This is a genomic window from Anaeromassilibacillus sp. SJQ-5 (genome assembly GCF_054108045.1).
On the sequence record NZ_JBPJWQ010000001.1, the window covers coordinates 1,682,925 to 1,706,887 of the forward strand.

The window sequence follows — 23,963 nt, forward strand, 5'->3', positions numbered from 1 at the left end:
CGGCTGCACATATGGCAGCCGCCCGTTTGCGTTTATATCAGGAAGCCGCCATTGACCCCCAGCACCTGGCCGGTGATGAAATCCGCCGCGTCGGAGGCCAGGAAAGCGATGGCCGCCGCCGTCTCCTCCGGGGTGCCCAGGCGGCCCAGAGGCGTTTCCTCCATCAGCGCCCGTCGGGCTGTTTCGTCGAAGCCGGCGAGCATGTCGGTGTCCACCACCCCCGGCGCGACGCAGTTGACCTGGATGCCCGACGGCCCCACCTCTTTGGCCAGCGCTTTGGTCAGCCCGATGATCGCCGCCTTGGCGGTGGAATAATGCACCTCGCAGGAAGCGCCGGTGATTCCCCAGATGGAAGACACGTTGACGATTTTCCCCCGCTTTTCCCGGATCATGGAGGGGAGCACGCAGCGGCAGCAGTGATAGGCCCCGTTCACATGCACCCCCAGCATGGCGTTCCACTCCGCCGGGGTGATGTCGGTGAACAGCCGCTGGGCCGCGACGCCCGCGTTGTTCACCAGCACCCGCACCGGCCCCAGCCGTTTCTCCACCGCTGAAATCATGGCCTCTACCTGCCCGAGATCGGCCACATCCGCCTGAAAGGCCGCCGCGTCGGCCCCCTGCGCGCGCAGCGCGGCGGCCAGTTCCTCCGCCGCCCGCTGCGAGCGGACATAGTTGACCGCAACCGCAAAGCCCTGACGGGCCAGCAGCTCCGCCGTGGCCCGCCCTATTCCCCGGGACGCCCCGGTTATCAGCGCCGTTTTTCCCATGGCCGTCACCTACAAATCCAGGCCGACATGCTGTCCCATCGGCTCATAGGCCCGGTAGGTCACGCCAGTCAGCTCCATCATCCGCTTGGAGGCCAGCACCGAGTCGCTGTCCGCGTACTTGTCGGACAGATAGACCACCTCCCGGATCCCCGCCTGGATGATAGCCTTGGCGCACTCGTTGCAGGGGAACAGGGTGGTGTACAGTCTCGCCCCCTGGAGCCTGCCGCCCGAATAGTTGAGAATGGCGTTGAGTTCCGCGTGACAGACGTATAAATATTTTGTGTCCCGGGGCGCGCCCTCCCGCTCCCAGGGCATCACGTCGTCGCTGCAGCCGATGGGCATCCCGTTATAGCCCACCGACAGAATTTTCTTGTCCGCCCCCACGATGCAGGCCCCCACCTGGGTGCCCGGATCCTTGCTCCGCTGGGCGGACAGCAGGGCGATGCCCATAAAATACGCGTCCCAGGACAGATAATCTTTCCGTTTCATCGGTCTACCTCTTTTTCTCCGTTTTCGGACGCAGCCACTCCGGCAGCCGGGCCGCATAAGCCCGGAACGCGCTGGGCAGCGCGTATACCCCCAGCACCTGCGCCCCGGTGGCCCAAACCCAGCCGTCTCCGGCCGCCGTCCCGCGCTCCACCGTCAGCCGGTAGCCCTGCATCCGCCACTCGATATGGCTGAAAATGTGTTTGCCCTCGCCCAGAGGCTCGATAGCCGCCGTCCTCAGGCCGAACGCCCGCGCCTGCGCTTCCGCCTCCTCAGCGGTCAGCCAGCCCTCCGTCCCCGGCAGCTCCCACAGCCCGCCGAGCAGCCCTGCCGGCTCCCGTCGATGAAGCAGCACCGCAGGCTCCGTCCCCTCGTCGATGCAGACCAGTATCGTCCGCTGCTCGACTCGCCGCGCCTTTTTCGGTGCGCGCACCGGCAGCTGCCGGGCGATCCCCCGCTCCCGGGCAAGGCAGGCGCCGGCCAGCGGGCAGTCCCCGCAGCGCGGCTCCGCATTGGGCAGGCAGACCGTCTCCCCCAGCTCCATCAGGGCCTGGTTGAACGCACCCGGCGCCTCGGGCGGCAGCATGGCCGCCGCGGCGGCTGTAAACCACCGCTTGGCCGCGGGACGAAGGATATCCTCCCCGTTGGCCGTCAGCCGGGCCAGCACCCGCATGACATTCCCGTCCACCGCCGGCACCGGGATCCCGAAGGAGATGGACGCCACCGCCCCCGCCGTGTATTCCCCGATCCCCGGCAGGCCGAGCAGCGCCTCGTAATCCCCGGGCATCTCGCCGCCGTATTGCTCCAGAATGACCCGCGCCGCCTTCTGCAGGTTGCGCGCCCGGCTGTAATACCCGAGGCCCTCCCACAGCTTGAGGAGCCGATCCTCCCCGCAGGCGGCCAGATCCCGAATGGTGGGAAGCTGACGCATAAATCTGTCGAAATAGGGCAGCACCGCCTCGATGCGGGTCTGCTGCAGCATGATTTCCGATACCCATACCCGGTAGGGCGCGGCGTCCAGCCGCCAGGGCAGCAGCCGCCTGTGCGCGTCGTACCAGTTCAGCAGCGCCCGCCCGTAGGGGGCCAGCCGCTGCCCTTCCTCCGCCGCGCCGGCGGGCGCGCTTCCCCGCCTCATTCCGCCTGCGCCAGGGCCTGGCGCCCCGCGTCCGTGAGTACGACAGCGCCCCGCTTGATGTGCGGGATGTCAAAGAGGAAATCCGGCCGCTTCGCGCCCTCCTCCGTCATCTGCCGCAGCTGCGCGAACAGCCCGCTCTCCTCATACAACGCGTAGTCCCGCCGCAGCGTCACCGGCAGATGATAGGTCACCTGCACCAATCCCGCCTGCGCCGCCTCGGCGATCCACGCCGCCCGCGCCTTGACGAGGGCCATGCCATCGTCCGGGCCGGTCATCCACACGTCCCGCAGGGCGGTGGAAATCAGCTCCCTGTCCTTCGAACTTCTCAGCTCGAACCGCACGATGGGCAGCCGCCCCGTCACAGCCGCCGCCTGAAGCAGCGCTTTCATCTCCTTGTCCATGCCGTCTCCTTTATCTTGTCCAACCAACGGGGAATTCCCCGCCAAAAATATCTAACGAACACAATCCCCCGGAAAGGCGGCTTGTCCGTTTTCCGGGGGCGGTGAATCTTATTTGGTGCCGAAAATCCGATCGCCCGCGTCTCCCAGCCCCGGCACGATGTAACCGTGGTCGTTGAGCTGCTCGTCCAGGGAGGCGCAGTAAACCTGCACGTCCGGATGCGCCTCGGTCAGCGCTTTCAGCCCCTCCGGCGCGGCGATGATGCACATGAATTTGACGCTCTTGGGGTGCCGCTGCTTGATTTGGGAGATCGCGTCCACGGCAGAGCCGCCGGTGGCCAGCATCGGATCCAGCACGATGACCTCCCGGTCGTCGATATCCCCCGGCAGCTTGCAGTAGTATTCCACCGGGTGCAGGGTCTCGGGATCCCGGTACAGGCCGATATGCCCCACCCGCGCCGCGGGCACCAGGGCCAGTGCCCCGTCCACCATGCCCAGCCCGGCCCGCAGAATGGGCACAAAGGCCAGCTTCCGCCCGGCCAGAACGCTGGATTTGGTCACGGTGATGGGCGTTTCCACCTCCACCTCGCACAAGGGCAAATCCCGCGTGGCCTCATAGACCATCAGCTCGGTGATCTCCGAAATCAACTCACGGAACTGCTTGGAGCCGGTGGTTTTGTTCCTGAGCAGGGTGACCTTGTGCTGAATCAGAGGATGGTTGGCGATAAAAGGCGTGTTTGACATGGCGATTTCCATTCCTTTCGCAAGTTCATGTAGGCTGCGATTCCGCCGCCTGCCGCTGACGCAGTTCCCGCTGCGCCTGGGGCAGCCGCAGATAAGCGGGCTGCAGCGCCTCGGCGGCGCACAGCTCCCCCCGCAGGGCTTGTCCGGCCGCGCAGGCCGCCACCCCGGCTGCCCGCTGGAACCGAAGCGGCACAGGCGCCAGCAACAATTCCGGCACCTGTCCTTCCAGATTAGTATAGCACATCGCCGCCCCGTCTCCAACCAGAAAAATCGGTTTTTTGTACGAAAGCAGCCGAATTTTCAGATCCTCCAGGGAAATGGCCTCGTCCGGCGTTAACCGATCCAGAGACGCCCCGTCGAAGCAGGCGGTGTACACCTGCCGGCAACGGGCGTCCATGACGGAACAGATCACCCCATCAAAGGGGACGCCCCGCAGGTTTTCCGCCATCGCCGCCAGGGTGGACACCGCCGCGCAGGGGATGCCGCGAGCGAACGCCAGCCCCTTGACCGCCGCCACCCCGATGCGCACCCCCGTGAAGGAGCCCGGCCCGGCCGCCACCGCCAGCACGTCGATATCCGTGAGGGCCGTCTGGCTGTTGCGCAGCATGTCCTGCACCATGGGCATCAAGGTCTGGCTGTGGGTCAGCCGGGTGTTCACCCCCGCCTCGGCCAGGATGTCCCCGTCCCGTGTGATAGCGCAGGACGCAGGCCCCGCCGAGCTCTCAATCGCTAATATTTTCATGTCATCACTCATTTCTTAGACTGGAAAGAAGCACGTCCACGCTTAAGCGGAACGCCGGTGCCCCTATTCGCACGCGATTTCCCGTGCGCCGTCCTCCCGGCGGGCCAACCGAAAACGCAGCGCTTCCTCGGGCAGCGCCCCCTCCACGTTTTCGCTCCATTCCACCGCTAGGATGCACCCGGCGTCGATATAATCGAAGAAACCCGTGGAATACAGGTCGTCCCAGCCCGTCACCCGGTACATGTCGAAATGCACCAGCGGCGGCTGCCCGCCGTATTCATGCACCAGCGCGAACGTCGGGCTGGATACCTCGGCCTCCAGTCCCCGTCCGGCCGCCAGCCCCCGCACAAAGGCAGTCTTGCCCATGCCCAACCCGCCGAACAGCGCCAGCACCGCGCCGCCGGTCAGCGCCCGGCCGACGGCCGCGCCCAGCGCCTCGGTCTCCGCCGCGCTGCGGGTCACCCACGTCCGGCCCCGCAGGGCCTCTGCTTCCCTGTCCATACTCCAGTCTCCCGTTTCGTCGTCAATTTCTTAAGTATATCATAAATTTTCATATCTTAAAAGGGAAATCTTGATTAGAGGCGAAAAAAACGGTATAATACTAGATTATAAGTATACTCCCTGGAAAGGAGGTGCGCGTTGAATCTGTTTGCCAAGGCCGGAAAATCTATCCGGTTCTACCTGAAAAACACCGATTTGGTGCTGATCGCCCTGTGTGCGGCCGCCTCCCTGTATGGGCTCGCCCTGGTCTATTCCGCCGCCAAAGGCGCGACGGGCGGCTACATCGTGCAGCTGGCGAGCATTTGCGCGGGCCTGGTCGTCGCCATCATCATCTCTCAAATCGACTATGAGTTCATCGCCGCCCTCTGGCCTGTCTGGGGCGTCATCGCCCTGGTGCTGGTTGCTCTGACCTATACCGGCCTGGGGCTCAACGTGGGCGGTACGGACGATACCGCGTGGCTGGGCATCACCGTCGGCAGCCTCCAGCTGACCTTTCAGCCGTCGGAGCTGCTGAAAATCGTCTTTATCATCACCTTCTCCAAGCATTTGTCCATGGTCCGGGAACATATTAACGAGTTCAAAACCTTCCTGCTGGTGGCTCTGCACGGCTTGGTTCCCATCGGCCTGATCTTCAAGCAGGGGGACGACGGCACCATGCTGGTTTTCGTGTTCATGGTGGTCAGCATGATGTTCGCCGCCGGGGTTAAGCCTGTGTACTTTCTGGGCGGCGCCACCCTGGTGGGCGCGGTTATTCCCTTTCTCTGGGATCGCCTGATCGCGGATAAGCTGGATCGCTTCCTGTGCCTGATTTACGTGGACGACTATATTATGGAAACCGGCTGGCAGCAATACCTCGGCCTGCGCGCCCTGGGATCCGGCCAGCTGTGGGGCCGCGGCTTCATGGAGGGCGGCGGCACGGGCCTGTACGCCCGGAACAACGACTTCATCTTCACCGTGGCCGGAGAGGAATTCGGCTTCATCGGCGCCATGGCCGTCCTCGTCCTCATTGCCCTCATCGTGTGGGAGCTCTGGCGCTGCGCCATCACCGCCCGGGATCGCCTGGGGATGTTCATGTGCATCGGCCTGATGTCCATGATCGGGTTTCAGTCCCTGATTAACATCGGCATGACCCTGCGGCTTCTGCCGGTCATCGGCATCACCCTCCCCTTCTTCAGCTCGGGCGGCAGTTCGGTGGCCACCCTGTACCTCGGCGTCGGCCTGGCCCTGAGCGTCTACTACTCCAGCCGTGCCCGGGTGCGCAACAACATTTTTACCAAACCGTTATAGAGCAAACAAGGGCGCTGCCTGTTTTGGCAGCGCCCTTGTTTATGTACACATATTCTCCGCTGAACTCCCGTGTTAATCGGCTTCCTCGGCTATATCGTCCAGCTGGGACGTGCAGTGGGGGCAGCGGGTGGCCTCCAGCGGGATATCGCTCAGGCAGTAGGGGCAGCGCTTGGTGGTAGGCGTGACAGGCTCCTCCGGCTTCTTGCGGATGTCCGAGAGCTTGTTGATCCCCTTGACCAGCAGGAAAATCACAAAGGCCATGATCAAAAAATCGATGACCGCCGTAACGAACGCCCCATAATTGAAGGTGGTCACGCCCAAATCCTTCGCCACCTGCAGGGAGGTCACCTGCGTCGCCGTGACCCCCTCAGGCAGCTTGAGCACCACAAACTGATCGTTGAAGTTCACCCCGCCGGTCACCAGGCCCACCAGCGGCATGATCAAGTCGTTCACCACTGAGGTGACGATTTTCTGGAATGCGCCGCCGATGATCACGCCGACGGCCAAATCGATCACATTACCGCGCAGGGCGAACTTTTTAAATTCCCCCAGCAGCTTGCTGCCTTTCTTTTCCTTCGCCATACGAACGACCCCTTTCTTTCCTTTATGAACCACGCTCTTTATTACTCGGCAGGCACCGCCGGAACGCCGCTGTCCGCCGCCGGCGCGGCTTCCCCGGCCGCCTCCTTGGGCTTCACCCGTTCGCTCAGCCGCCGCTTGACCTCCACGCCCTCGTAGCGCAGCTTGAACTGCGCCCGTCCGGTATATTCCCGCCCGCAGCTGCGGCAGACGAAGTCGGCGTGGAACGCCCGGTTGCGGAACTTCCAGTCACCCACCCGCTTGAGATTTCGTCCGCAGTCCTCGCAGTGGAACTGCAGCTCGCTGCGCTTGATGAGGGGGGAGTCGATGTCGCTGAGGATGACGTTTTTGAAGGTGATGCGGTCGTAGAACGCGTCGTCCACCACCGCCATCTGCTCGGCGAAGGACACCGGATCGTACACCTTCTGGAGCACCTGCCCCGTCAGCACGCTGTCGTCGAGCGCCCGGTGCAGCGCCATGTCCTCCTCGCTGATGCCGAGCCTCTCGCAGGCCTTGCTCAGCCCCATCTGCTGGGAGGTGTCCGCCTCGATGCGCAGCTGGCAGTATTTCTGCAAATCCGCATACCGGTCGAGGAAGGGAATCCGGTCGCTGCCGAAAAAGTACCGGCAGTTTTCCATCAGCACCAGCAGATCCGTGGTGCTCCAGGTCAGGAACACCGCGTCCTCCCCGCCGATCCATTTGCGCAGCCGGGACACCGCCGTCTGGAAGGTGCCGCCTTCGTCCAGCTCCTCCGCTGTGATGCTGGTCAGCCCGGTGACCACCTCGGACAGCTTGCGGCTGACCACCGGCTTAATCAGCGCGTGGAACCTTGAGGTCAGCTCCATGGCCTCGTTCAGCTTTACCGCGCCGATTTCGATGATTTCGTTGAAGTAGCCGTGGGCCTTGCGGGAATAGGCCCCGTTCCATTCCAGATCCGCCACTATGAACTGCATGGGGTAAGACCCGCCTTTCCGTCTGGCTTACGCCATCTCTCCCAGTTTGCCGCCCGCCAGCACATGGAAATGCAGGTGGGACACCGTCTGTCCCGCGTCCGGCCCGTTGTTGGTCACGATCCGGTAGTCGCTCAGGCCCAGCCCGGCGGCGATTTTGGGGATGGCCTCGAAGATGCGGGCCACCACGCCGCTGTTTTCGTCCGATACCGCCGAAGCCCCGGACAGATGCACCTTGGGGATGACCAGGATATGCACCGGTGCCTTGGGCTCGATGTCATAGAACGCGTAGATCTCGTCGTCCTCGTACACCTTTTTGGAGGGAATTTCCCCCCGCAGGATTTTGCAGAAAATACAGTCCATGCCGTTTTTCCTCCCGTCTTTCGGTCTCCCGCCTGCGGCGCAGGCGGGAGGCGCTATCTTCTCTCAGGCGATCATGGCCGCCAAGATCTCGTCCACGCTGTTGATGGCGTCGTCCACCTTGGTCAGATCCTTGCCGCCCGCCATAGCCATGTCGGGCCGTCCGCCGCCCTTGCCGCCGCAGATTTGGGCCACCTGGCGCACGATGTTGCCCGCGTGGGCCCCCATCTTCACCGCCCCCGGCGCGCAGTAGCAGGCGAAGGATACGCTGCCCGCGTCCTCCTGAATCCCGGCCAGCACCACCACGATGTCCCCGGGGAAGTCCCGGCACCGGTCGCACATGGCCCGCACCGCGTCGCCGCCGGTGCCCGTGAAGGCCGCGGCGATCACCTTGATCCCCGCCACCACCTTGGCGTCGGAGAACAAGCCCTCGATCTTCTGGGAGGCCAGCTTGGCCTTGGCCGCCTCCAGCTCCTTCTGCACGGCCTTCAGCTCGGCCGTCAGCTGAGCGGCCCGCCGGCCGATATCCTCCACGTTGCCGATTTTCATGGCGTCGGCCGCCTGTGCCATGATGCTGTGATAGTCATTCAGCAGCTGCAGCACCCCGCCGCCCGTCACCGCTTCGATCCGGCGCACTCCCGCCGCCACCGAGCTTTCGGACACGATGCGGAACAGCCCCAGCTTAGACGTGTTGTCCACATGGGTGCCGCCGCAGAATTCCATCGACACGTTCCCGACGCTGACCACCCGCACAATGTCCCCGTACTTCTCGCCGAACAGGGCCATGGCGCCCAGCTTGCGGGCCTCCTCGATGGGCATTTCCCGCACCACCGTCTGCAGCCCCTCCATGATCCACAGGTTGACCAGTCCCTCCACCTTCCGGAGCTCGTCGCCCGTCAGGGCGGAGAAATGGGTGAAGTCGAACCGCATCCGGCTGCTGGTGACCAGCTGGCCCGCCTGCTCCACATGATCGCCCAGCACCCGGCGCAGCGCCGCCTGCAGCAGATGGGCCGCCGTGTGGTTGCGCATGGTGGCCGCGCGGCCGATCCGGTCCACCTTGGCCGTCACCGTGTCCCCCGCGCACAGCAACCCCTTCTGCATCACGCCGCTGTGCAGGAACACGCCCCCGGCCGTCTTGCTGGTCTGGCCCACAAGGAACAGCCCGTCGCCGTTTTCCACCGCGCCCGCGTCCCCCGCCTGGCCGCCGCTTTCGGCGTAGAAGGGGGTTTCGTCCAGCACCAGGACCCCTTCCTCGCCCTCGGCGAGGCTGTCGGCCGGCGCGCCTGCCTTGAGGATGGCCAGCACCTTCGCGGCCCCCTCCAGGCTCTCGTAGCCCGTGAACCGGGTGGCGGGCAGCTGCTCGGCCGCGCCGGCCTCGGCCTTCCAGGCGTCCGCCCCCGCGTCCTTGCGGGCGGCGCGGGCTCGCTCGCGCTGCTCCTTCATCAGGCGGTCGAATTCCTCCTCATCCACCGTCAGCCCTTTTTCCGAAAGGATGTCCTTGGTCAGATCCACCGGGAACCCGTACGTGTCGTACAGACGGAACGCGTCCGCCCCGGGCAGCACCGTGCCCGTCAGATTCGCCAGCATGTCGTCCAGCAGGGCCAGGCCGCTGTCGATGGTTTTTTCAAAGGACTGCTCCTCGATGAAAATCAGCTTTTTGATAAACGCCTTTTTCTCCGCCAGCTGGGGATAGGCGCCCAGGTTTTCCTGGATCACCGTGTCGCACACCTCGAACAGGAAGGGCTTGTGGATCCCCAGCAGCCGCCCGTGCCGCGCCGCCCGGCGCAGCAGCCGCCGCAGCACGTAGCCCCGCCCCTCGTTGGAGGGCATGACGCCGTCGCTTATCATGAAGGTGGTGGAACGGATGTGATCGGTGATCACCCGCAGGGACACGTCCTGCTTCTCGTCCTCTCCGTAGGTCACCCCCGCGATTTTGCTGACGTGCTTCATGATGTTCTGGACGGTGTCCACCTCAAAGAGGTTGCCCACCCCCTGCATGATGCAGGCCAGCCGCTCCAGGCCCATGCCGGTGTCGATGTTGGGATGCTCCAGCGGCTCGTAATGGCCAGCCCCGTCACTGTCGAACTGGGTGAACACCAGGTTCCAGAACTCCACGTACCGGTCGCAGTCGCAGCCCACGCCGCAGGTCGGGGAGCCGCAGCCGTACGCCTCTCCCCGGTCAAAATACAGCTCGGAGCAGGGGCCGCAGGGGCCGGAGCCGTGCTCCCAGAAGTTATCCTCCTTGCCCAGGCGGACGATGCGATCCGCCGGCACTCCCACTTCCTTCGTCCAGATATCGAAGGCCTGATCGTCGTCCTCGTAGATGCTCACCCAGACCCGATCCTCCGGCAGCTCCAGCACCTTGGTGACGAACTCCCAGGCCCAGGCCGTGGCCTCGTGCTTGAAATAGTCGCCGAAGCTGAAATTGCCCAGCATCTCAAAATAGGTGCCGTGGCGGGCGGTCTTGCCCACCCGCTCGATGTCGGGGGTGCGGATGCACTTCTGGCAGGTGGTCACCCGCTTGCGGGGGGGCGTCACCTCGCCGGTGAAGAACTTCTTCATGGGCGCCATGCCCGAGTTGATGAGCAGCAGGGATTTGTCCTCCTGCGGTACCAGCGGGAAGCTGGGCAGCCGCAGATGCCCCTTGCTTTCATAAAAGGATAAGAATTTTTCGCGCAGTTCGTTGAGGCCTGTCCATTCCATGGTGATGTCAATTCCTTTCCAACATAAAAAATACCCCCGTCCAATCCTGGGACGGAGGTTCCGTGGTACCACCCAAATTGCGCGGGAAATCCCCGCGCCGCTCTCATCCCTTAACGCGGGAAACGCCGCCGCTCGTCGCGGCGGGGCTCCGGGGCGGCCTCCCGACCATTCCATGGGCACAGGCGGCCTTGCAGCGCACGCTATCGTGCGGCCCCCCTCTCTGCGGTGCCGGAACAGCCGGGTTCTTCCCTTCACAGCCGATCGCTTATATTCAACAGTATAGGCCGAAATCCGCGTTTTGTCAAGCGGCGCAAACACGCGCTTTTTTCGGTCTGTACACCGCCGTTCAAGTTCGCGCTTTTTAACGCGGCGCGGGCGGCTGTTGTCCTTGCTATTTGCGTTACCATCCGGTATAATACAAGGTGAGCGGCGGGACGGGCCCCGCCAGGACTGTTCAAACGGTGTGCCACGCTTCGTATCCATGATGTAAGGAGGAACCGTCTATGAATCGTCTCTCGACTCGCAAGGCCGGCCTTGTCGTCTGCCTTGGCCTGATGGCCGCCGCCATCCTGTTGATGGCTCTGCCTCTGGGGGTGCCGCTCACCTTCGCCCCCGGCCCGGATATCCGCACCAGAAAAACTTTTGCTTTTTTCGATCTCAGCGTCTGGGGAATGAGCGGCAACGTGTTTCCCTTCCTGACCGCCGTGCTGTCGGTGGTGGTCTTTTTCCTGCTGCTGTGGATCCTTCTGCGCCCGCGGGAGCTGGGCAAGCGGGAAACCGTGTCCCAGGTGCTTGCCTTCCTGCTGGTGTTCGGTACGATCCTGTCCATGATGATGGCGGGCGGCGCCACCGTGGTGGGCGTGCTGATCGCCGTGCTGCTGCTGGTCGCCGCCGTGCTGCAAATCGTGTTTGTCTGATAGACGATAAAAGAACGGCGGAAAGCCACGGCTCTATGCCGCGCTTCGACGGGAATGGAGGAGTCCATGATCAATCTGCTCATTGTCGCGGCCGGCGGTGCGCTGGGGGCCGCCGGCCGCTATGCCGTCGGCCTTCTTCCCGTCAAAACCGATTTTCCCCTTCTCACCCTGCTGGTCAACGCGGCGGGCGCGGTGATTATCGGGTTTCTCGCCGGCCTGTTCGCCCGCGGCGGCCTGACGGATCGGCGCCTCCTGTTTTGGAAAACCGGCGTGTGCGGCGGCTTCACCACCTTTTCCGCCTTCTCCCTGGAGGCTGTGCAGCTGTTTGAAAAGGGCCGGCACCTGGCCGGCAGCCTCTACATACTGCTGAGCCTGCTGCTCTGTCTCGCCGGTGTGCTGGCGGGGCAGGCGCTCAGCCGCCTGTTCGCGAAATAAAAGCCTTCGGCGCCTCATGATTCCGTCTCAGCGGGAAAAGCTAACGGAAAAGGCGCCGAAGGCTTTTCTTTTACGCGGCCTTTCGAGAAAGGATGGTTCCCTTGATTCTCACCATAACCCTGAACCCCGCGCTGGACAAGCTGGTGGCCGTTCCGGCCCTGCGGGCGGGGGAAGCCAACCGGGTGGAGCTGCTGTCCACCCAGCCCGCCGGCAAGGGCGTCGACGTGGCCAAGGTGCTGCGGGACATGGAGGCCCCGGTCTGCGCGACCGGGTTCCTGGGCGGCGCGGTGGCCAGCGTCTTCAACGATTTTCTGTTCCGGGAGGGCATCGAGAACGCCTTTGTCCCCATCGCGGGCTCCACCCGCACCAATCTTCAGATTTTCGGCGGGGACGGCGCGCGCACCGAGCTGCTCGAGCAGGGGCCCCCCGTCACGTCGGACGAATGGGACGCCCTGCTGGATGTTCTGGACAGCCGCCTGCCCCGCTGCGAGGCCGCCGCCCTGTGCGGCAGCGCGCCGGGCGGTGTCTCCCCCGCCATGGCGCAGTCGCTGCTGCGCCGCATGAAAGCGGCGGGCGGCATCGCGGCGGCGGATCTCTCCGGCCCCCTGCTGCGGGCGGCGCTGGCCGAAAAGCCCGATCTCATCAAGCCCAACCGCTCGGAGATGTGCGAGCTGATGGGGCAGCCCGGCGCCTCGGACGAGGCGATTCGCGCCTACGCCGTCCGGCTGGTGGCGGACGGTATCCCCTATGTGCTGGTGTCCCTGGGCGGCGACGGGGCGCTGCTGGCCTGCCGGGACGGGGTGTGGCGCTGCAAGGCCCCCGATGTGCCGGTGAAAAGCACCCTTGGCTGCGGGGACACCATGGTGGCCTCCCTGCTGCTCTCCCTGCTCGAACAGGCGGCTCCTGCCGAGATGCTGCGGCGGGCGGTGGCCCTCTCCTCCGCCAACGCCATGACCTTCGAAACCGCCCACATCCAGCCCGAGACTTACCGGGAGCTGCTCCCCCTCTGCACGGCGGATCGGCTGATTTGATTCGCTTTTGTTCGAAAAAAGACCGCTATCCTTCACGGGATAGCGGTCTTTTTTGAAATTGTTCGCTTTTATGCGAGATAGCGGCGCAGGTTTTCCAGCCCGATGGCGATGCCCTCCAGGCAGTCCTCCATCCCCTCGAACTCGATGCCCAGGCCCCCCGCGTACCCGGCCTCTTTCAGAATGCCCAGGCAGGCCGCCACCGGCACATCGCCGTGGCCGATGATGGTCCCCCGCAGATACCGGCCGCCCCGGCTGCGGAAGAACCCGCGGCCCGGGTCGGGCGCCGCCCCCTCCTTGACGATGAAGTCCTTGGCGTGGACATACCGCACAAAGGGGGCCAGCCGCCCCAGGGCGGCCGAGGGCTCCACGTCCCCGCACAGGAAGTTGCCCATATCGAACAACAGCCCAAAATTCGGATGGCCCACCCGGGTCACCAGACTTTCCACGCGGTCAACGTCCTGAAAGAAGAAACCGTGGTTTTCCACCATGGTGGCGATGCCTTTGGCTTCGGCGCGCTCGGTTACGGCGCGACAGGCGGCGGCCAGGCGGTCGGCCACCTGCTCGAAGCCGGTGGTGGCCCGGGCGGGGCCGGGGATGCCGCCGGTCACGTCGTGGCGGATGCTGGTCGCTCCCAGCAGAAGCGCCAACTCCAGCTCCTTTGCAACACGCTCCACTTCATCCTGCACGTCGTTCGCCAGAAAATCGGCCCCGATGGTATAATTCGAGACGCCTAAGCCCTGCTCCTTGCAGGCTTCTCCAAGCTGTCTTGCATAACCCTCCCGAGACACGCCATCCGGGGGGAGGACGTCCACGAACTCAATGGCGTCCGCGCCCAGCTCCTTGGCCTTGGAAATGCAGTCCATTTGCGTCATGGCGCCGCTTGCGAGACGCTGCTGAAAGCTCCAGGTACTGATTGCCAGCTTCATAAAACCGCCCTCTTTTGCGCATATTTTCGCGTTTTTTATCATTATACAGGGTCTCAAAGTGCCTGTAAAGCGACGAATATCGCTTTTTTTAACACAAAATTGCTCGCTTTCAATCAAAGAGGCTGAGCTGCTTGACCACCGGGCGGCGGCGGGCGGTTTCCTCTTCGAGAGCATACGGCGGGATGTCCGCGAGAAAGGCGGAGGGCTCCCCCGCGCCGGTGAGAATCAGCTCGTCCATGGCCCGGGTCAGCCCGACGTAGAACAGCCGCCGCTCCTCCTCCCTATCGGTATCGGCGCGGCGCAGGGGGATCCGTCCATCCTGCACCCCGACGAGAAAGACCACGGGAAATTCCAGGCCCTTGGAGCCGTGGAGGGTCAGCAGAGACACCGCGTCGGGGGTGTAGGTCTTCCCCTGGCGCACCACGTCCGCCTCCCGGCCCAGGGAGAGGGTTTCCAGCAAATCGGGCATGGAGGCGGCCAGACCCGCCGCGCCGCACAGGCGGGACAGGGGCTCCGTCTCCTCGAGGCCCGAGGCCGCCAGCCAGTCCCGCAAAAGGGGCAGGGGCTTGTCCTCCAGGACGCGGGGGGCGAAGGCGCGCAGGCGCTGCGCCAGGTCGGGATGCGGGCCCTCCAGGGCGGCGGCCAGCCCCTCCCAGCCGGGGGCCTCGGGGACATCCTCCACCCCTTCCCCGCGAAGCCAGACCCGCCGGGACACCCGATCGGCCGGCTGGGTCAGGCAGCGGAAAAAGGCGGCGGCCCGGCGCACCTGCCCATCGGACAGATAGTCCTCCCGGCCGGCGACGGTATAGGGGATCCCCTCCTTGACCAGGCAGTATTCCAGCAGCTCCGCCTGCCGGTGGGTGCGGTAGAGAACGGCGATATCGGACAGGCAGCGGGCTTTCCGCTTGTCGGCGCGCGAGTGCATGGTTTGGGCGTCCAGCATATCCACGCCCCCCACCATGGCGTTGATGGCCTTGACCACGTACAGCGCCTCGTCGAAGGGCTCCGGCGCGCGCAGCAGGCCCGGCTTCGGCCCGGCGGGCCGCGCCGCCTCCAGCCGCCGGGGCTCGCCCCCGGCGGAAATGACCGGCAGGGCGGCGCGCAGAATTTCGGGGGTGGAACGGTAATTCCGCGTCAGGCGGATCACCCGCAGGCCGGGACAGGCCGTCTCCAGCTTCTCAAAGCAGCGGGAGTCGGCTCCCCGGAAGCCGTAAATGGCCTGATCCGGGTCGCCGATGACGAACAGCCCCTCCCCCGCCCGGTTCAGGGCCAGCACCAGACGGAACTGAATGGGATTGATGTCCTGAAACTCGTCCACCAGCAGGTGGGAAAAGGCGGCGGGAGGCTTGCGGCCGCCCTCCAGCTGCGCCAGGGTTTCCAGCAGCAGATCGTCGAAATCCAGGGCCTCCAGTTCCTTCAGGCGGGCGGCGTAGACCTCGATCAAGGCGGGCGGCAGGGCGGATTCCCCGCCGTTTTTCAGCCGGGAAACCCCGGCCAGCAGATCCCGGGCGGAAACCGCCGTATCCCGGCATACCTGCGCCGCAATTTCCTGCGCCTCCACCGGATCGAGGAGGACGACGGGGCCCCGCCAGGCTTCCAGCAGGTGCAGGCAGAGGGCGTGAAAGGTGCCGACGGTCACGGCCCGGGCCGTCCGTTTGCCCAGACGTTTTTCCAGCCGCTCCCGCAGCTGGCGGGCGGCTTTGTTGGTGAAGGTGACGGCGGCGATATGGGAGGGGGGCGTCCCCTCCCCCGTCAGGCGGGCGATGCGATCGACAAGGGTGCGGGTTTTGCCGGTACCCGGCCCGGCGATGACCGCCACCGTCCGCTCGCGGGCGTCCGCGGCCTGACGCTGCTCAGGATTCAGGCCGTCGGAGGGGGTATCCAGCCGGGCGGTTTCCATGGAGGCCGCCCGCTTGACGGGCAGCAGCGTCTGCGCCGGGCGGGCCGCTTTCTTCCCCGGCTCATCGACAAACAGACGGGTCTGCCCCGCCAGACGGTCGATATCGGCGGCGCTGAGGATGGACACTTTACCATAGGCCCCGTCGTAGCCGGGTGACACCTCCACCGCGCCCTGACGCAGCCGGCGGATCCCCTCGGCCACGCTGGGCCCCGCCGCCTGCTCGATATCCTCGAGCGGGGTCTGCCGCAGGATGACGAACTCCGGCCCCAGCTGACGCAGCATGGCCTCGTACCGCCCGGCGGTTTTCACCCCGGCGGCGGAAAAACCGGTGGAGGCGGCGATGACCTCCGGCAGGGGCACCAGACTTTCAAAGGGGGCCGCGTCTTTAGGCTTAAAGCCTTCGGGCCGGTCGGCCAGCTGGGCCGCCCGGTGCCACACCCCCACCGTCACCTTTTTGCCGCAGACGGGACAGAGGCCCCCCGCCCGCTCAGTTTCTTCCGGGGTCAGGCAGACCCCGCAGTTCCGGTGGCCGTCGGCGTGGTATTTCCCCTCCTCGGGGAAAAACTCCAGGGTACCCCCGAAGCCGCCGGCCCCCTTGTTTTCCAGGGCCTGTTTGATGGCCGGATAGGTCATCTCGCAGGTAAACAAATCCGCCTCCCGCCCCAGCTTGGCGGGGGAATGAGCGTCGGAATGGGACACCAGAGTATACTTGTCCAGGGCGGAAAGCCGCCAGTTCATGGGCGGGTCGGAGGACAGGCCGGTCTCCAGCGCATGGATATGGGGCGTCAAGTCCCGGAAGCAGTCCTCGATCCGGTCGAAGCCGGAATTGGCCCCGAACAGCGAAAAGTGGGGCGTCCAGATATGGGCGGGGATGAACATCGCCCGGGGGCAGACATCCAGGGTGATTTCCAGCAGATCCCGGGCGTCCAGCCCCAGGATGGGCCGGCCGTCGGAATGAAGGTTGCCCACCTGCTCCAGCCGCAGGGCCAGGGCCTCCGCCTCCTCAAGGCCGGGGAGAAGAATCAGGCTGTGCACCTTGCGCACCCGACCGTCCCATTTATAAATCGAGCTGATTTCCCCCGTGACCATAAAGCGGACAGGGATCTCCCCGCCCGCAGGCAGGCCGTCCAGGCGGCGGCAGTCCTCCCGCAGGCGATAGAGGCCCTCCTCGGCGGGGATCAGCTTCTCTGCCAGCTCCTGCCGCCAGCCGGGGTGGGTGAAATCGCCGGTGCCCACCACCTGGATTCCCTTGCGCCGGGCCCACCAATCCAGCAGCTCCGGGGTGAGATCCCGGCTGGTGGCGCGGGAAAAGTGGGAATGGATATGCAGATCGGCAATAAACATGAGCGGCGCCTCCTTTTTGACCAGTATACACCGTTTTTCGACATTTGGCCATGGCAGGATTCTGGCAGGGCATGAGGCAGCGTACCGAAGGACAGCAACATCCATAGAAAAAGAGCCGCGCGTCAGCACGACTCTCACATACAAGGTTAATCCAAAACCCTTGCCAAATATTCGATAAACTGTTTCAGCTTGCGTTTATCATCATCCGGTCTCGACCGTAAATAATCAAGAAACGCGCGGCCAGTCTCGTCGGAAAGAATAGCTCTTTCCACATCCGTATACCTGTCGCGTACATCGGTTACACCGAGCAGGAAATCCACCGACACATAAAAATATTCCGCCAATGAAACCAGGGTCTTAAAATTCGGCTGTCTACCTTCGGCCTCATAGCTGGAAATAGTAGACTTACCCAAATTCAAATCCGCGCATAGCTGCTCTTGCGAAATACCGCGTTCCTTGCGCAGCATTTTTAATCTATCGGCAAATTCCATTCTGTTCCCTCAAACATATCATAATAGGTATATGTTCAATATAACATATTTTTACAGCCTATTTATCCATTATTATCGGAATTATTATGTAATTTACCATATTGAATTATACTAGAATCGGAATTATAATAATATGGTGCTGTGCGTACAGCACGGGGACAGGCGGCGCGCAAGGGTACAGCCTGTTTATCCCCCAATAAACAGCCCTCATGCTCCTATTTGCCGGCCGCAATGGAGGGAGGGGGCAACCGAAACCCCCGGGGCTTTTGCCTCCGGGGGTCGTTCGGTTTCCGCTTTGAAACAAGCCATGTATTTGACGGGCAAACATTACCGTTCGCGTTCCGTCTAACAACGCGAAAAGGCTTGCCACCTTACCAGCAGTCTGCTACAATGAAACGGAGTATAAGCCCGGGAGGGCGCAAGGAGGATACATATGGGCGGATTGACGGTCAAAGGCGGCGATTTCTACCGGGACGGGGAAAAGACGACCCTGGTGTCGGGAACCATTCATTATTTCCGGGTGGTGCCGGACTACTGGGAGGATCGGCTGAAAAAGCTGCGGGCCTGCGGGTTCAACGCGGTGGAGACCTATACCTGCTGGAACCTGCACGAGCGGCGGGAGGGTGTTTTCGATTTCTCCGGCGGGCTGGATATCGGCCGCTTCATTGACACGGCGGCCTCTCTCGGGCTGATGGTCATCCTGCGGCCGGGGCCCTACATCTGCGCGGAGTGGGACATGGGAGGGCTGCCCTCCTGGCTGCTGACCTATGGGCACATGCGGCTGCGGTGCAACGATCCGCTGTTTCTCGAGAAGGTGGGGCGGTATTACAAGGAGCTGTTCCGCCATGTGACGCCCCGGCTGGCCGCCAACGGGGGGAACGTCGTGGCGGTGCAGGTGGAAAACGAATACGGCAGCTACGGCGACGATAAGGATTATCTGCGGGCCATCGCGGACATTTACCGGGACAACGGGGTGGACTGCCTGCTGTTTACCTCCGACGGGACGGCCCCCTTCATGCTGGGGGGCGGCACCCTGGACGGGGTGCTGGCCACGGTCAATTTCGGCAGCAACCCGGCGGGGAACTTCGGCGCGCTGCGGGAATTCCGCCCGGGCGAGCCGGTGATGTGCATGGAATACTGGAACGGCTGGTTCGATCACTGGTACGAGGAGCATCACACCCGCACCTCCACCGACACGGCGCAGGTGCTGGACGAGATGCTGAGCGCCGGGGCATCGGTGAATTTCTACATGTTCCACGGGGGCACCAATTTTGGGTTCACCAACGGGGCCAACTACGACGATCGGCACGCGCCCACGGTGACCAGCTACGACTACGACGCGCCGCTGAACGAGGCCGGCGATCTGACCCCGAAGTATTTCGAGGTCAAGGAGGTGCTGGAGAAGCATTTCGGCAAGGCGCCCGCCATCCCGGTGGGCAACCTGCCCAAGGCGGCCTACGGCGAGGTGGCGCTGACCGAGGCGGCGACGCTGTTCGACAGCCAGGAGGCACTGGGCGCGCCGATCCGCGCGGCCGCGCCCCTGACCATGGAGGAGCTGGGGCAGGATTTCGGCTTCGTGCTGTACACCACCGAGCTGCGCGGGCCGTTCGAGGAGCTGCCCCTGGTGCTGGATGGGGTGCATGATCGGGCGCTTATCTACATCGACGGGCAGTTCCGGGGCGTCAAGCAGCGGGACGGCCGGCGGGACGACGACATCCGGCTCGGGCTGGCGCGCGGCGAGAGCGTGCGGCTGGATATTCTGGTGGAAAACATGGGCCGGGTCAACTACGGCCGGAAGCTGCGGGACGAAAAGGGGCTGACCGGCGGGGTGCGGCTGGGCCAGCGGTACCATTTCGGGTGGAGCATGACGCCCATGCCCCTGGACGATTTGGCCGGGCTGCGGTACGCGCCGTGGGAGACGGGCGTCGACGCGCCCACCTTCCTGCGGGGGCGGTTCCCGGTGACGGATCCGGCGGACACCTTCCTGCGGCTGGACGGGTTCACCAAGGGGGTGGCCTTTATTAACGGGTTCAACCTGGGCCGGTACTGGAACCCGGCCGGGCCGCAGAAGACCCTGTATCTCCCCGCTCCCCTGCTGCGAGCCGGGGAGAACGAGCTGGTGATTTTCGAGCTGGAGCACAGCGAGGGCAACCGGGTGCTGCTGACCGACACGCCGGATTTGGGATAAGGGCTCGATGAATACAACCAACAACCCGGGGCTGACCGGGTGGGCCAAGGCGCTGCGCACACAGATGACCAAAGAGGAACGGCGTCTGTGGTACGACTACCTGAAGGGCTTACCGGTCACCGTCAACCGGCAGAAGGTTATCGGGCCTTACATCGCGGATTTCTATTGCGCGAAGGCCAAAGTGGTGATAGAGATCGACGGCTCACAGCATTATGAGGACGGGGCCATGGAAGCGGACGCTGAGAGAGACGCGTATTTCAGAGGGTTGGGCATGCGGGTGCTGCGGTATTCCAACCGCGAGGTGCATCAGAATTTCAGCGGCGTCTGCGAGGCTATTGGCAGGCTTGTTTTGGCGGTTGGCGACGGGGACGGCTCGTCGGATGGGGACATGGGGAACACCTCATCCGACGGCTGACGCCGCCACCTTCCCCTCGAGGGGAAGGCTTTCGCTCGTCGTGGGATTGGTGCAATCCTGGTGGAGACCGCGAGGGGAGGCTTTCGCTCGCCGCGGAGGAGATAGGTTATAAAAAGGAACGGCCATCTTGCCGCTGGACAAGATGGCCGTTCCTTTTTATATTTTCTTAGGCAAGCGCGGCTTTTTCCACGCCGAAGGTGACGGGTTCGCCGTTGACATCCCATTCCTTGACGTAGCCCGCCGGCTCCCCGGCGTCAAAGGCCACGGCCAGCACCTCGCCCATGATCGCCTCGCGGTTTTTAGCCAGCACGTCGGCGGCGTAGCCGGCGGCCGCAAAGGTCACGCGGATCCGGTCGGTCACCTCCATGCCGCCTTCCTTGCGCATGGTTTGCAGCTTGCTGACCACCTCGCGCAGGAAGCCCTCTTCCTTCAGTTCCGGGGTGATGGCGGTATCCAGCGCCACCGTGCGGTCGTACTCGCTCACGGCGTAGTAGCCCGCCGTCTGCTCGGTGCTGATGAGCAGATCCTCCTCAGCCAGGCGCACCTCGCCGGAGGGCAGCGCCAGCGTCAGCACGCCGGTTTCGTCCAGCTGCTTTTTGGCAGCCGTGCCGTCCAGGGAGGACAGCGCCGCCTTGATGTCGCCCAGCTGGCGGCCGTATTTCGGCCCCACGGTTTTCAGCTGGGGCTTGAAGCTATAGGTCAGATACTGGGACGCGTCCTCCGCCTCCAGCACCGCTTTGACGTTCAGCTCGTCCATGACGATCCGCTTGAATTCCTCGGTCAGGGGCCGGCCGCCCTTGACGTACAGGGCGGGCAGGGGCTGGCGGTTCTTGATAGCCGCCCCGTTGCGGGCCGCCCGGCCCAGGGTGACCACCGCCAGAACCTCCTCCATCTCCGCTTCCAAAGCGGGATCGAGCAGGCTTTCGTCCACGGCGGGATACGCGCACAGGTGCACGCTTTCCGACGCGTTCGTATCCACTGTGCGCACCACGTTCTGATAAATCTCCTCGGTCATGAAGGGGATCATGGGGGCCGCCGCCCGGGAGAGGGTGGACAGGCAGGTATACAGCGTCGTAAAGGCCGCGAAGCTGTCCGCGTCCAGCTCATCCCGCCAGAAGCGCTCCCGGCTGCGCCGGACGTACCAATTGCTGAGCACCTCCACGAAATCCTGGAGGGAGCGCGCCGCCTCGGGCAGGCGGTAATTCGTCATATGGTCGTCCACCTCGCCCACCGTATGGTTCAGGCGGGAGAGGATCCACCGATCCATCACCGTCAGCGCGCTTTGTTCCAGAGGGTGCTTGGTTGGATCGAACTGGTAAATATCCGCGTACAGCACGTAGAAGGCATAGGTGTTGTACAGCGTGCCGAGGAACCGGCGCTGCCCGTCGAGCACCGCCTTATCGTAGAATTTATTGGGCAGCCAGGGCGCGGAATTGGACAAGAAATACCACCGGATGGGATCCGCGCCGTACTTCTCCAGCGCCTCGAAGGGGCTGATGGCGTTGCCCTTGGATTTGGACATCTTCTGGCCAAACTGATCCTGCACATGGCCGAGCACAATCACGTTCTTGAAGGGGGCCTTATTGAACAGCAGGGTGGAAATCGCCAGCAGGGAATAGAACCAGCCGCGGGTTTGATCCACCGCCTCGGAGATGAAGTCCGCCGGGAACTGCGCCTCGAACAGTTCCTGATTTTCGAAGGGATAGTGGTGCTGCGCAAAGGGCATGGAGCCGGAATCGAACCAGCAGTCGATAACCTCCGGCACCCGGCGCATCTCGCCGCCGCATTCCGGGCAGCGGAGGGTCACCGCGTCGATATAGGGCCGGTGCAGCTCGATATCCGCGGGGCAGTTGTCGCTCATCTCCCTCAGCTCCGCGATGCTTCCCACCGCGTGCATATGGCCGCAGCCGCATTTCCAGACGTTCAGCGGCGTGCCCCAGTACCGATCCCGGCTGATGGCCCAGTCCTGCACGTTCTCCAGCCAGTCGCCGAACCGGCCGGTACCCATGCTTTCCGGGATCCAGTGGATGGTCTTATTGTTGGCGATGAGGTCATCCTTAACGGCGGACATCCGGATGAACCAGCCCTCTCGGGCGTAGTAAATCAACGGCGTATCGCACCGCCAGCAGTGAGGATAGCTGTGCTCGAACTTGGGCGCCGCGAACAGCAGGCCCCGCGCCTTCAAATCCTCCAAAATGGGGGCGTCCGCCTTCTTGACGAACACGCCCGGCCAGGCGGTTTCGGGTTTCATCTCGCCCTTGCCGTCCACCAGCTGCACGAAGGGCAGGCCGTATTTCCGCCCCACCTTCGCGTCGTCCTCACCGAAGGCGGGGGCGATATGCACCACGCCGGTGCCGTCCGTCAGGGTGACGTAGCCGTCGCAGGTGACGTACCAGCATTTTTCCTTCGGCTCGACAAACCGATACAGGGGCTCGTATTCCCTGTATTCCAGCTCTTGGCCGGAGAAGGTGGAAAGCACCTCGTATTTCCCCTCCCCGAGCACCGCGTCCAGCAGCGCCTCGGCCAGGTAGAAAATCTCGTCCCCGCATTTGACGCGGGCGTACGTCTCCTTCGGATTGACGCACAGCGCCACGTTGGAGGGCAGGGTCCAGGGGGTGGTGGTCCAGGCCAGGAGGGAGGCGTTTTCCTCGTCCTTCAGCCGGAAGCGGACGATGGCCGACCGCTCCTTGACGTCCTTATACCCCTGGGCCACCTCGTGGCTGGACAGAGGGGTGCCGCACCGGGGGCAGTAGGGCATGATTTTATATCCCTTATACAGCAGGCCCTTGTCAAAGATGGTTTTGAGCGCCCACCATTCCGACTCGATATAGTCGTTGTGGTAGGTCACGTAGGGATGCTCCATATCGGCCCAGAAGCCCACCGTGTCGGAGAAATCCTCCCACATCCCCTTATAGGTCCAGACGCTTTTCTTGCAGCGATCGATGAATTCCGCCATGCCGTATTCCTCAATCTGCTCCTTGCCGTCCAGGCCCAGCTCCTTTTCCACCTCCAGCTCCACCGGCAGGCCGTGGGTATCCCAGCCCGCCTTGCGGGGCACGTCCTGCCCCTTCATCACATGGTAGCGGGGCACGGTGTCCTTGATGACGCGGGTGAGCACGTGGCCGATATGGGGCTTGCCGTTGGCCGTCGGCGGGCCGTCATAGAAGACGTAGCTATCCTTCCCGTGGTTGATTTCTTCGCTCTTCTCGAAAATGTGCTCGTCTTTCCAGAACTGCAAGATCTGCTTTTCCCTCTCGGGAAAGCTCTGGTTCTGCCCGGTTTTCCGATACATACGCGTCTCTCCTTCACATAAAAAATCCTCGTCCCGCGAACAGGACGAGGATCTCGCTTAACCACCCATTGCGACTGCATACAAACATATGCGCTCCCCGGCGGGGGATACCCCCGCTCAAAAAACGCCGTGCCAAGCAAGCTCGGCACGGCGTTTTTCCGCCCCCAGTGCATGTATGAAGCCTTTATTCCTATAACGGGGGAATCCGGCGGGGCCTACCGGCGCGGGGCGCGTTCGGCCTGCGACTTGGGAGGGATGTCCTGCCGGCGTTACTCGCGCCGGGCTTCCACCCTCCCCGGCTCGCTGCGGCTTTCGCCACCGGCTGACGTGTCTCCGTCAACGTCTTTATGATATGTGTTATCAACATAGCAC

At 63.8% G+C, this 23,963-nt stretch carries 21 protein-coding genes; 6 read left to right on the forward strand and 15 right to left on the reverse strand.

What is annotated here, in order from left to right:
- Positions 1–32: 32 nt before the first annotated feature.
- The 7 genes from ymfI to tsaE all read right to left on the reverse strand — a co-directional run bounded on the left by ymfI (position 33) and on the right by tsaE (position 4,773).
- Positions 33–767, reverse strand: a complete 735-nt coding sequence (ymfI, locus tag ACSAMM_RS07270; RefSeq protein WP_178723635.1) for an elongation factor P 5-aminopentanone reductase — start codon at positions 765–767, stop codon at positions 33–35.
- Positions 768–776: 9 nt separating this feature from the next.
- The gene (locus ACSAMM_RS07275) at positions 777–1,256 is read right to left on the reverse strand and encodes a deaminase (RefSeq protein WP_178723636.1); all 480 of its coding nucleotides are present in this window, start codon (positions 1,254–1,256) and stop codon (positions 777–779) included.
- A 4-nt stretch (positions 1,257–1,260) separates the two neighbouring features.
- On the reverse strand, positions 1,261–2,388 hold the full coding sequence (gene mutY / locus ACSAMM_RS07280; protein WP_457790754.1) for an A/G-specific adenine glycosylase: 1,128 nt from the start codon (positions 2,386–2,388) through the stop codon (positions 1,261–1,263).
- A complete protein-coding gene (locus ACSAMM_RS07285; protein WP_457790756.1) occupies positions 2,385–2,789 on the reverse strand; it encodes a hypothetical protein in 405 nt (134 codons plus the stop codon). The genes mutY and ACSAMM_RS07285 overlap by 4 nt, the downstream gene beginning before the upstream one ends.
- 108 nt (positions 2,790–2,897) lie before the next feature.
- On the reverse strand, positions 2,898–3,530 hold the full coding sequence (gene upp / locus ACSAMM_RS07290; protein WP_178723640.1) for a uracil phosphoribosyltransferase: 633 nt from the start codon (positions 3,528–3,530) through the stop codon (positions 2,898–2,900).
- 25 nt (positions 3,531–3,555) lie between these two features.
- A complete protein-coding gene (gene tsaB, locus ACSAMM_RS07295) occupies positions 3,556–4,272 on the reverse strand; it encodes a tRNA (adenosine(37)-N6)-threonylcarbamoyltransferase complex dimerization subunit type 1 TsaB (protein WP_457790758.1) in 717 nt (238 codons plus the stop codon).
- Positions 4,273–4,335: 63 nt separating this feature from the next.
- Positions 4,336–4,773, reverse strand: coding sequence for a tRNA (adenosine(37)-N6)-threonylcarbamoyltransferase complex ATPase subunit type 1 TsaE (gene tsaE / locus ACSAMM_RS07300; RefSeq protein WP_457790760.1), 438 nt, complete (start codon positions 4,771–4,773; stop codon positions 4,336–4,338).
- 138 nt (positions 4,774–4,911) lie between these two features.
- On the opposite strand from tsaE, the gene ACSAMM_RS07305 reads away from it, so the two are divergent.
- On the forward strand, positions 4,912–6,060 hold the full coding sequence (locus tag ACSAMM_RS07305; RefSeq protein ID WP_178723646.1) for an FtsW/RodA/SpoVE family cell cycle protein: 1,149 nt from the start codon (positions 4,912–4,914) through the stop codon (positions 6,058–6,060).
- 72 nt (positions 6,061–6,132) lie between these two features.
- On the opposite strand, the gene mscL is transcribed toward ACSAMM_RS07305, so the two are convergent.
- From mscL to alaS, 4 genes are all read right to left on the reverse strand, one after another.
- Positions 6,133–6,642: a large conductance mechanosensitive channel protein MscL gene (gene mscL, locus ACSAMM_RS07310; protein WP_457790762.1), complete on the reverse strand. Its 510-nt coding sequence runs from the start codon at positions 6,640–6,642 to the stop codon at positions 6,133–6,135.
- A 41-nt stretch (positions 6,643–6,683) separates the two neighbouring features.
- Complete coding sequence (locus ACSAMM_RS07315; protein ID WP_178723650.1) at positions 6,684–7,592, reverse strand: exonuclease domain-containing protein; 909 nt, start codon at positions 7,590–7,592, stop codon at positions 6,684–6,686.
- 27 nt (positions 7,593–7,619) lie between these two features.
- The gene (locus ACSAMM_RS07320) at positions 7,620–7,952 is read right to left on the reverse strand and encodes an HIT domain-containing protein (RefSeq protein ID WP_178723652.1); all 333 of its coding nucleotides are present in this window, start codon (positions 7,950–7,952) and stop codon (positions 7,620–7,622) included.
- 63 nt (positions 7,953–8,015) lie between these two features.
- Complete coding sequence (alaS, locus tag ACSAMM_RS07325) at positions 8,016–10,652, reverse strand: alanine--tRNA ligase (protein ID WP_457790765.1); 2,637 nt, start codon at positions 10,650–10,652, stop codon at positions 8,016–8,018.
- Positions 10,653–11,155: 503 nt separating this feature from the next.
- Here alaS and ACSAMM_RS07330 point away from each other — a divergent pair.
- From ACSAMM_RS07330 to ACSAMM_RS07340, 3 genes are all read left to right on the forward strand, one after another.
- Positions 11,156–11,569 carry a hypothetical protein gene (locus ACSAMM_RS07330; RefSeq protein WP_178723655.1) on the forward strand — a complete coding sequence of 138 codons (414 nt, stop codon included), beginning with the start codon at positions 11,156–11,158 and terminating at the stop codon, positions 11,567–11,569.
- Positions 11,570–11,635: 66 nt separating this feature from the next.
- Positions 11,636–12,004 carry a fluoride efflux transporter CrcB gene (gene crcB, locus ACSAMM_RS07335; RefSeq protein ID WP_178723663.1) on the forward strand — a complete coding sequence of 123 codons (369 nt, stop codon included), beginning with the start codon at positions 11,636–11,638 and terminating at the stop codon, positions 12,002–12,004.
- A gap of 101 nt (positions 12,005–12,105) precedes the next feature.
- The gene (locus ACSAMM_RS07340; protein ID WP_457790767.1) at positions 12,106–13,035 is read left to right on the forward strand and encodes a 1-phosphofructokinase family hexose kinase; all 930 of its coding nucleotides are present in this window, start codon (positions 12,106–12,108) and stop codon (positions 13,033–13,035) included.
- Between the two features lie 68 nt (positions 13,036–13,103).
- On the opposite strand, the gene ACSAMM_RS07345 is transcribed toward ACSAMM_RS07340, so the two are convergent.
- The 3 genes from ACSAMM_RS07345 to ACSAMM_RS07355 form a co-directional block, all read right to left on the reverse strand.
- Positions 13,104–13,961 carry a sugar phosphate isomerase/epimerase family protein gene (locus tag ACSAMM_RS07345; RefSeq protein ID WP_457790769.1) on the reverse strand — a complete coding sequence of 286 codons (858 nt, stop codon included), beginning with the start codon at positions 13,959–13,961 and terminating at the stop codon, positions 13,104–13,106.
- A 109-nt stretch (positions 13,962–14,070) separates the two neighbouring features.
- Entirely contained in the window at positions 14,071–17,205 is a 3,135-nt protein-coding gene (locus tag ACSAMM_RS07350; RefSeq protein ID WP_457790770.1) for a UvrD-helicase domain-containing protein, read from the reverse strand.
- Positions 17,206–17,351: 146 nt separating this feature from the next.
- Positions 17,352–17,696, reverse strand: a complete 345-nt coding sequence (locus ACSAMM_RS07355) for a helix-turn-helix domain-containing protein (protein WP_457790772.1) — start codon at positions 17,694–17,696, stop codon at positions 17,352–17,354.
- A 433-nt stretch (positions 17,697–18,129) separates the two neighbouring features.
- Between ACSAMM_RS07355 and ACSAMM_RS07360 the strand changes: the two genes are divergently transcribed.
- Together ACSAMM_RS07360 and ACSAMM_RS07365 are read left to right on the forward strand one after the other, a co-directional pair.
- The gene (locus tag ACSAMM_RS07360; protein ID WP_457790774.1) at positions 18,130–19,884 is read left to right on the forward strand and encodes a beta-galactosidase; all 1,755 of its coding nucleotides are present in this window, start codon (positions 18,130–18,132) and stop codon (positions 19,882–19,884) included.
- Between the two features lie 7 nt (positions 19,885–19,891).
- On the forward strand, positions 19,892–20,299 hold the full coding sequence (locus ACSAMM_RS07365; protein WP_457790776.1) for an endonuclease domain-containing protein: 408 nt from the start codon (positions 19,892–19,894) through the stop codon (positions 20,297–20,299).
- Positions 20,300–20,465: 166 nt separating this feature from the next.
- Here the strand turns inward: ACSAMM_RS07365 and ileS are convergent, their stop codons facing one another.
- Positions 20,466–23,591 carry an isoleucine--tRNA ligase gene (ileS, locus tag ACSAMM_RS07370; RefSeq protein WP_457790778.1) on the reverse strand — a complete coding sequence of 1,042 codons (3,126 nt, stop codon included), beginning with the start codon at positions 23,589–23,591 and terminating at the stop codon, positions 20,466–20,468.
- Positions 23,592–23,963: the final 372 nt, after the last annotated feature.

Coding starts and splice junctions, on each gene's coding strand:
- ACSAMM_RS07350 (WP_457790770.1), bottom strand. CDS start 17,205: ATGTTTATTGCCGATCTGCATATCCATTCCCACTTTTCCCGCGCCACC.
- upp (WP_178723640.1), bottom strand. CDS start 3,530: ATGTCAAACACGCCTTTTATCGCCAACCATCCTCTGATTCAGCACAAG.
- ACSAMM_RS07345 (WP_457790769.1), bottom strand. CDS start 13,961: ATGAAGCTGGCAATCAGTACCTGGAGCTTTCAGCAGCGTCTCGCAAGC.
- ACSAMM_RS07320 (WP_178723652.1), bottom strand. CDS start 7,952: ATGGACTGTATTTTCTGCAAAATCCTGCGGGGGGAAATTCCCTCCAAA.
- ACSAMM_RS07355 (WP_457790772.1), bottom strand. CDS start 17,696: ATGGAATTTGCCGATAGATTAAAAATGCTGCGCAAGGAACGCGGTATT.
- alaS (WP_457790765.1), bottom strand. CDS start 10,652: ATGGAATGGACAGGCCTCAACGAACTGCGCGAAAAATTCTTATCCTTT.
- crcB (WP_178723663.1), top strand. CDS start 11,636: ATGATCAATCTGCTCATTGTCGCGGCCGGCGGTGCGCTGGGGGCCGCC.
- mscL (WP_457790762.1), bottom strand. CDS start 6,642: ATGGCGAAGGAAAAGAAAGGCAGCAAGCTGCTGGGGGAATTTAAAAAG.
- ACSAMM_RS07275 (WP_178723636.1), bottom strand. CDS start 1,256: ATGAAACGGAAAGATTATCTGTCCTGGGACGCGTATTTTATGGGCATC.
- tsaB (WP_457790758.1), bottom strand. CDS start 4,272: ATGAAAATATTAGCGATTGAGAGCTCGGCGGGGCCTGCGTCCTGCGCT.
- ACSAMM_RS07360 (WP_457790774.1), top strand. CDS start 18,130: ATGGGCGGATTGACGGTCAAAGGCGGCGATTTCTACCGGGACGGGGAA.
- ACSAMM_RS07315 (WP_178723650.1), bottom strand. CDS start 7,592: ATGCAGTTCATAGTGGCGGATCTGGAATGGAACGGGGCCTATTCCCGC.
- ileS (WP_457790778.1), bottom strand. CDS start 23,591: ATGTATCGGAAAACCGGGCAGAACCAGAGCTTTCCCGAGAGGGAAAAG.
- tsaE (WP_457790760.1), bottom strand. CDS start 4,773: ATGGACAGGGAAGCAGAGGCCCTGCGGGGCCGGACGTGGGTGACCCGC.
- ACSAMM_RS07365 (WP_457790776.1), top strand. CDS start 19,892: ATGAATACAACCAACAACCCGGGGCTGACCGGGTGGGCCAAGGCGCTG.
- ACSAMM_RS07285 (WP_457790756.1), bottom strand. CDS start 2,789: ATGGACAAGGAGATGAAAGCGCTGCTTCAGGCGGCGGCTGTGACGGGG.
- ACSAMM_RS07330 (WP_178723655.1), top strand. CDS start 11,156: ATGAATCGTCTCTCGACTCGCAAGGCCGGCCTTGTCGTCTGCCTTGGC.
- ymfI (WP_178723635.1), bottom strand. CDS start 767: ATGGGAAAAACGGCGCTGATAACCGGGGCGTCCCGGGGAATAGGGCGG.
- mutY (WP_457790754.1), bottom strand. CDS start 2,388: ATGAGGCGGGGAAGCGCGCCCGCCGGCGCGGCGGAGGAAGGGCAGCGG.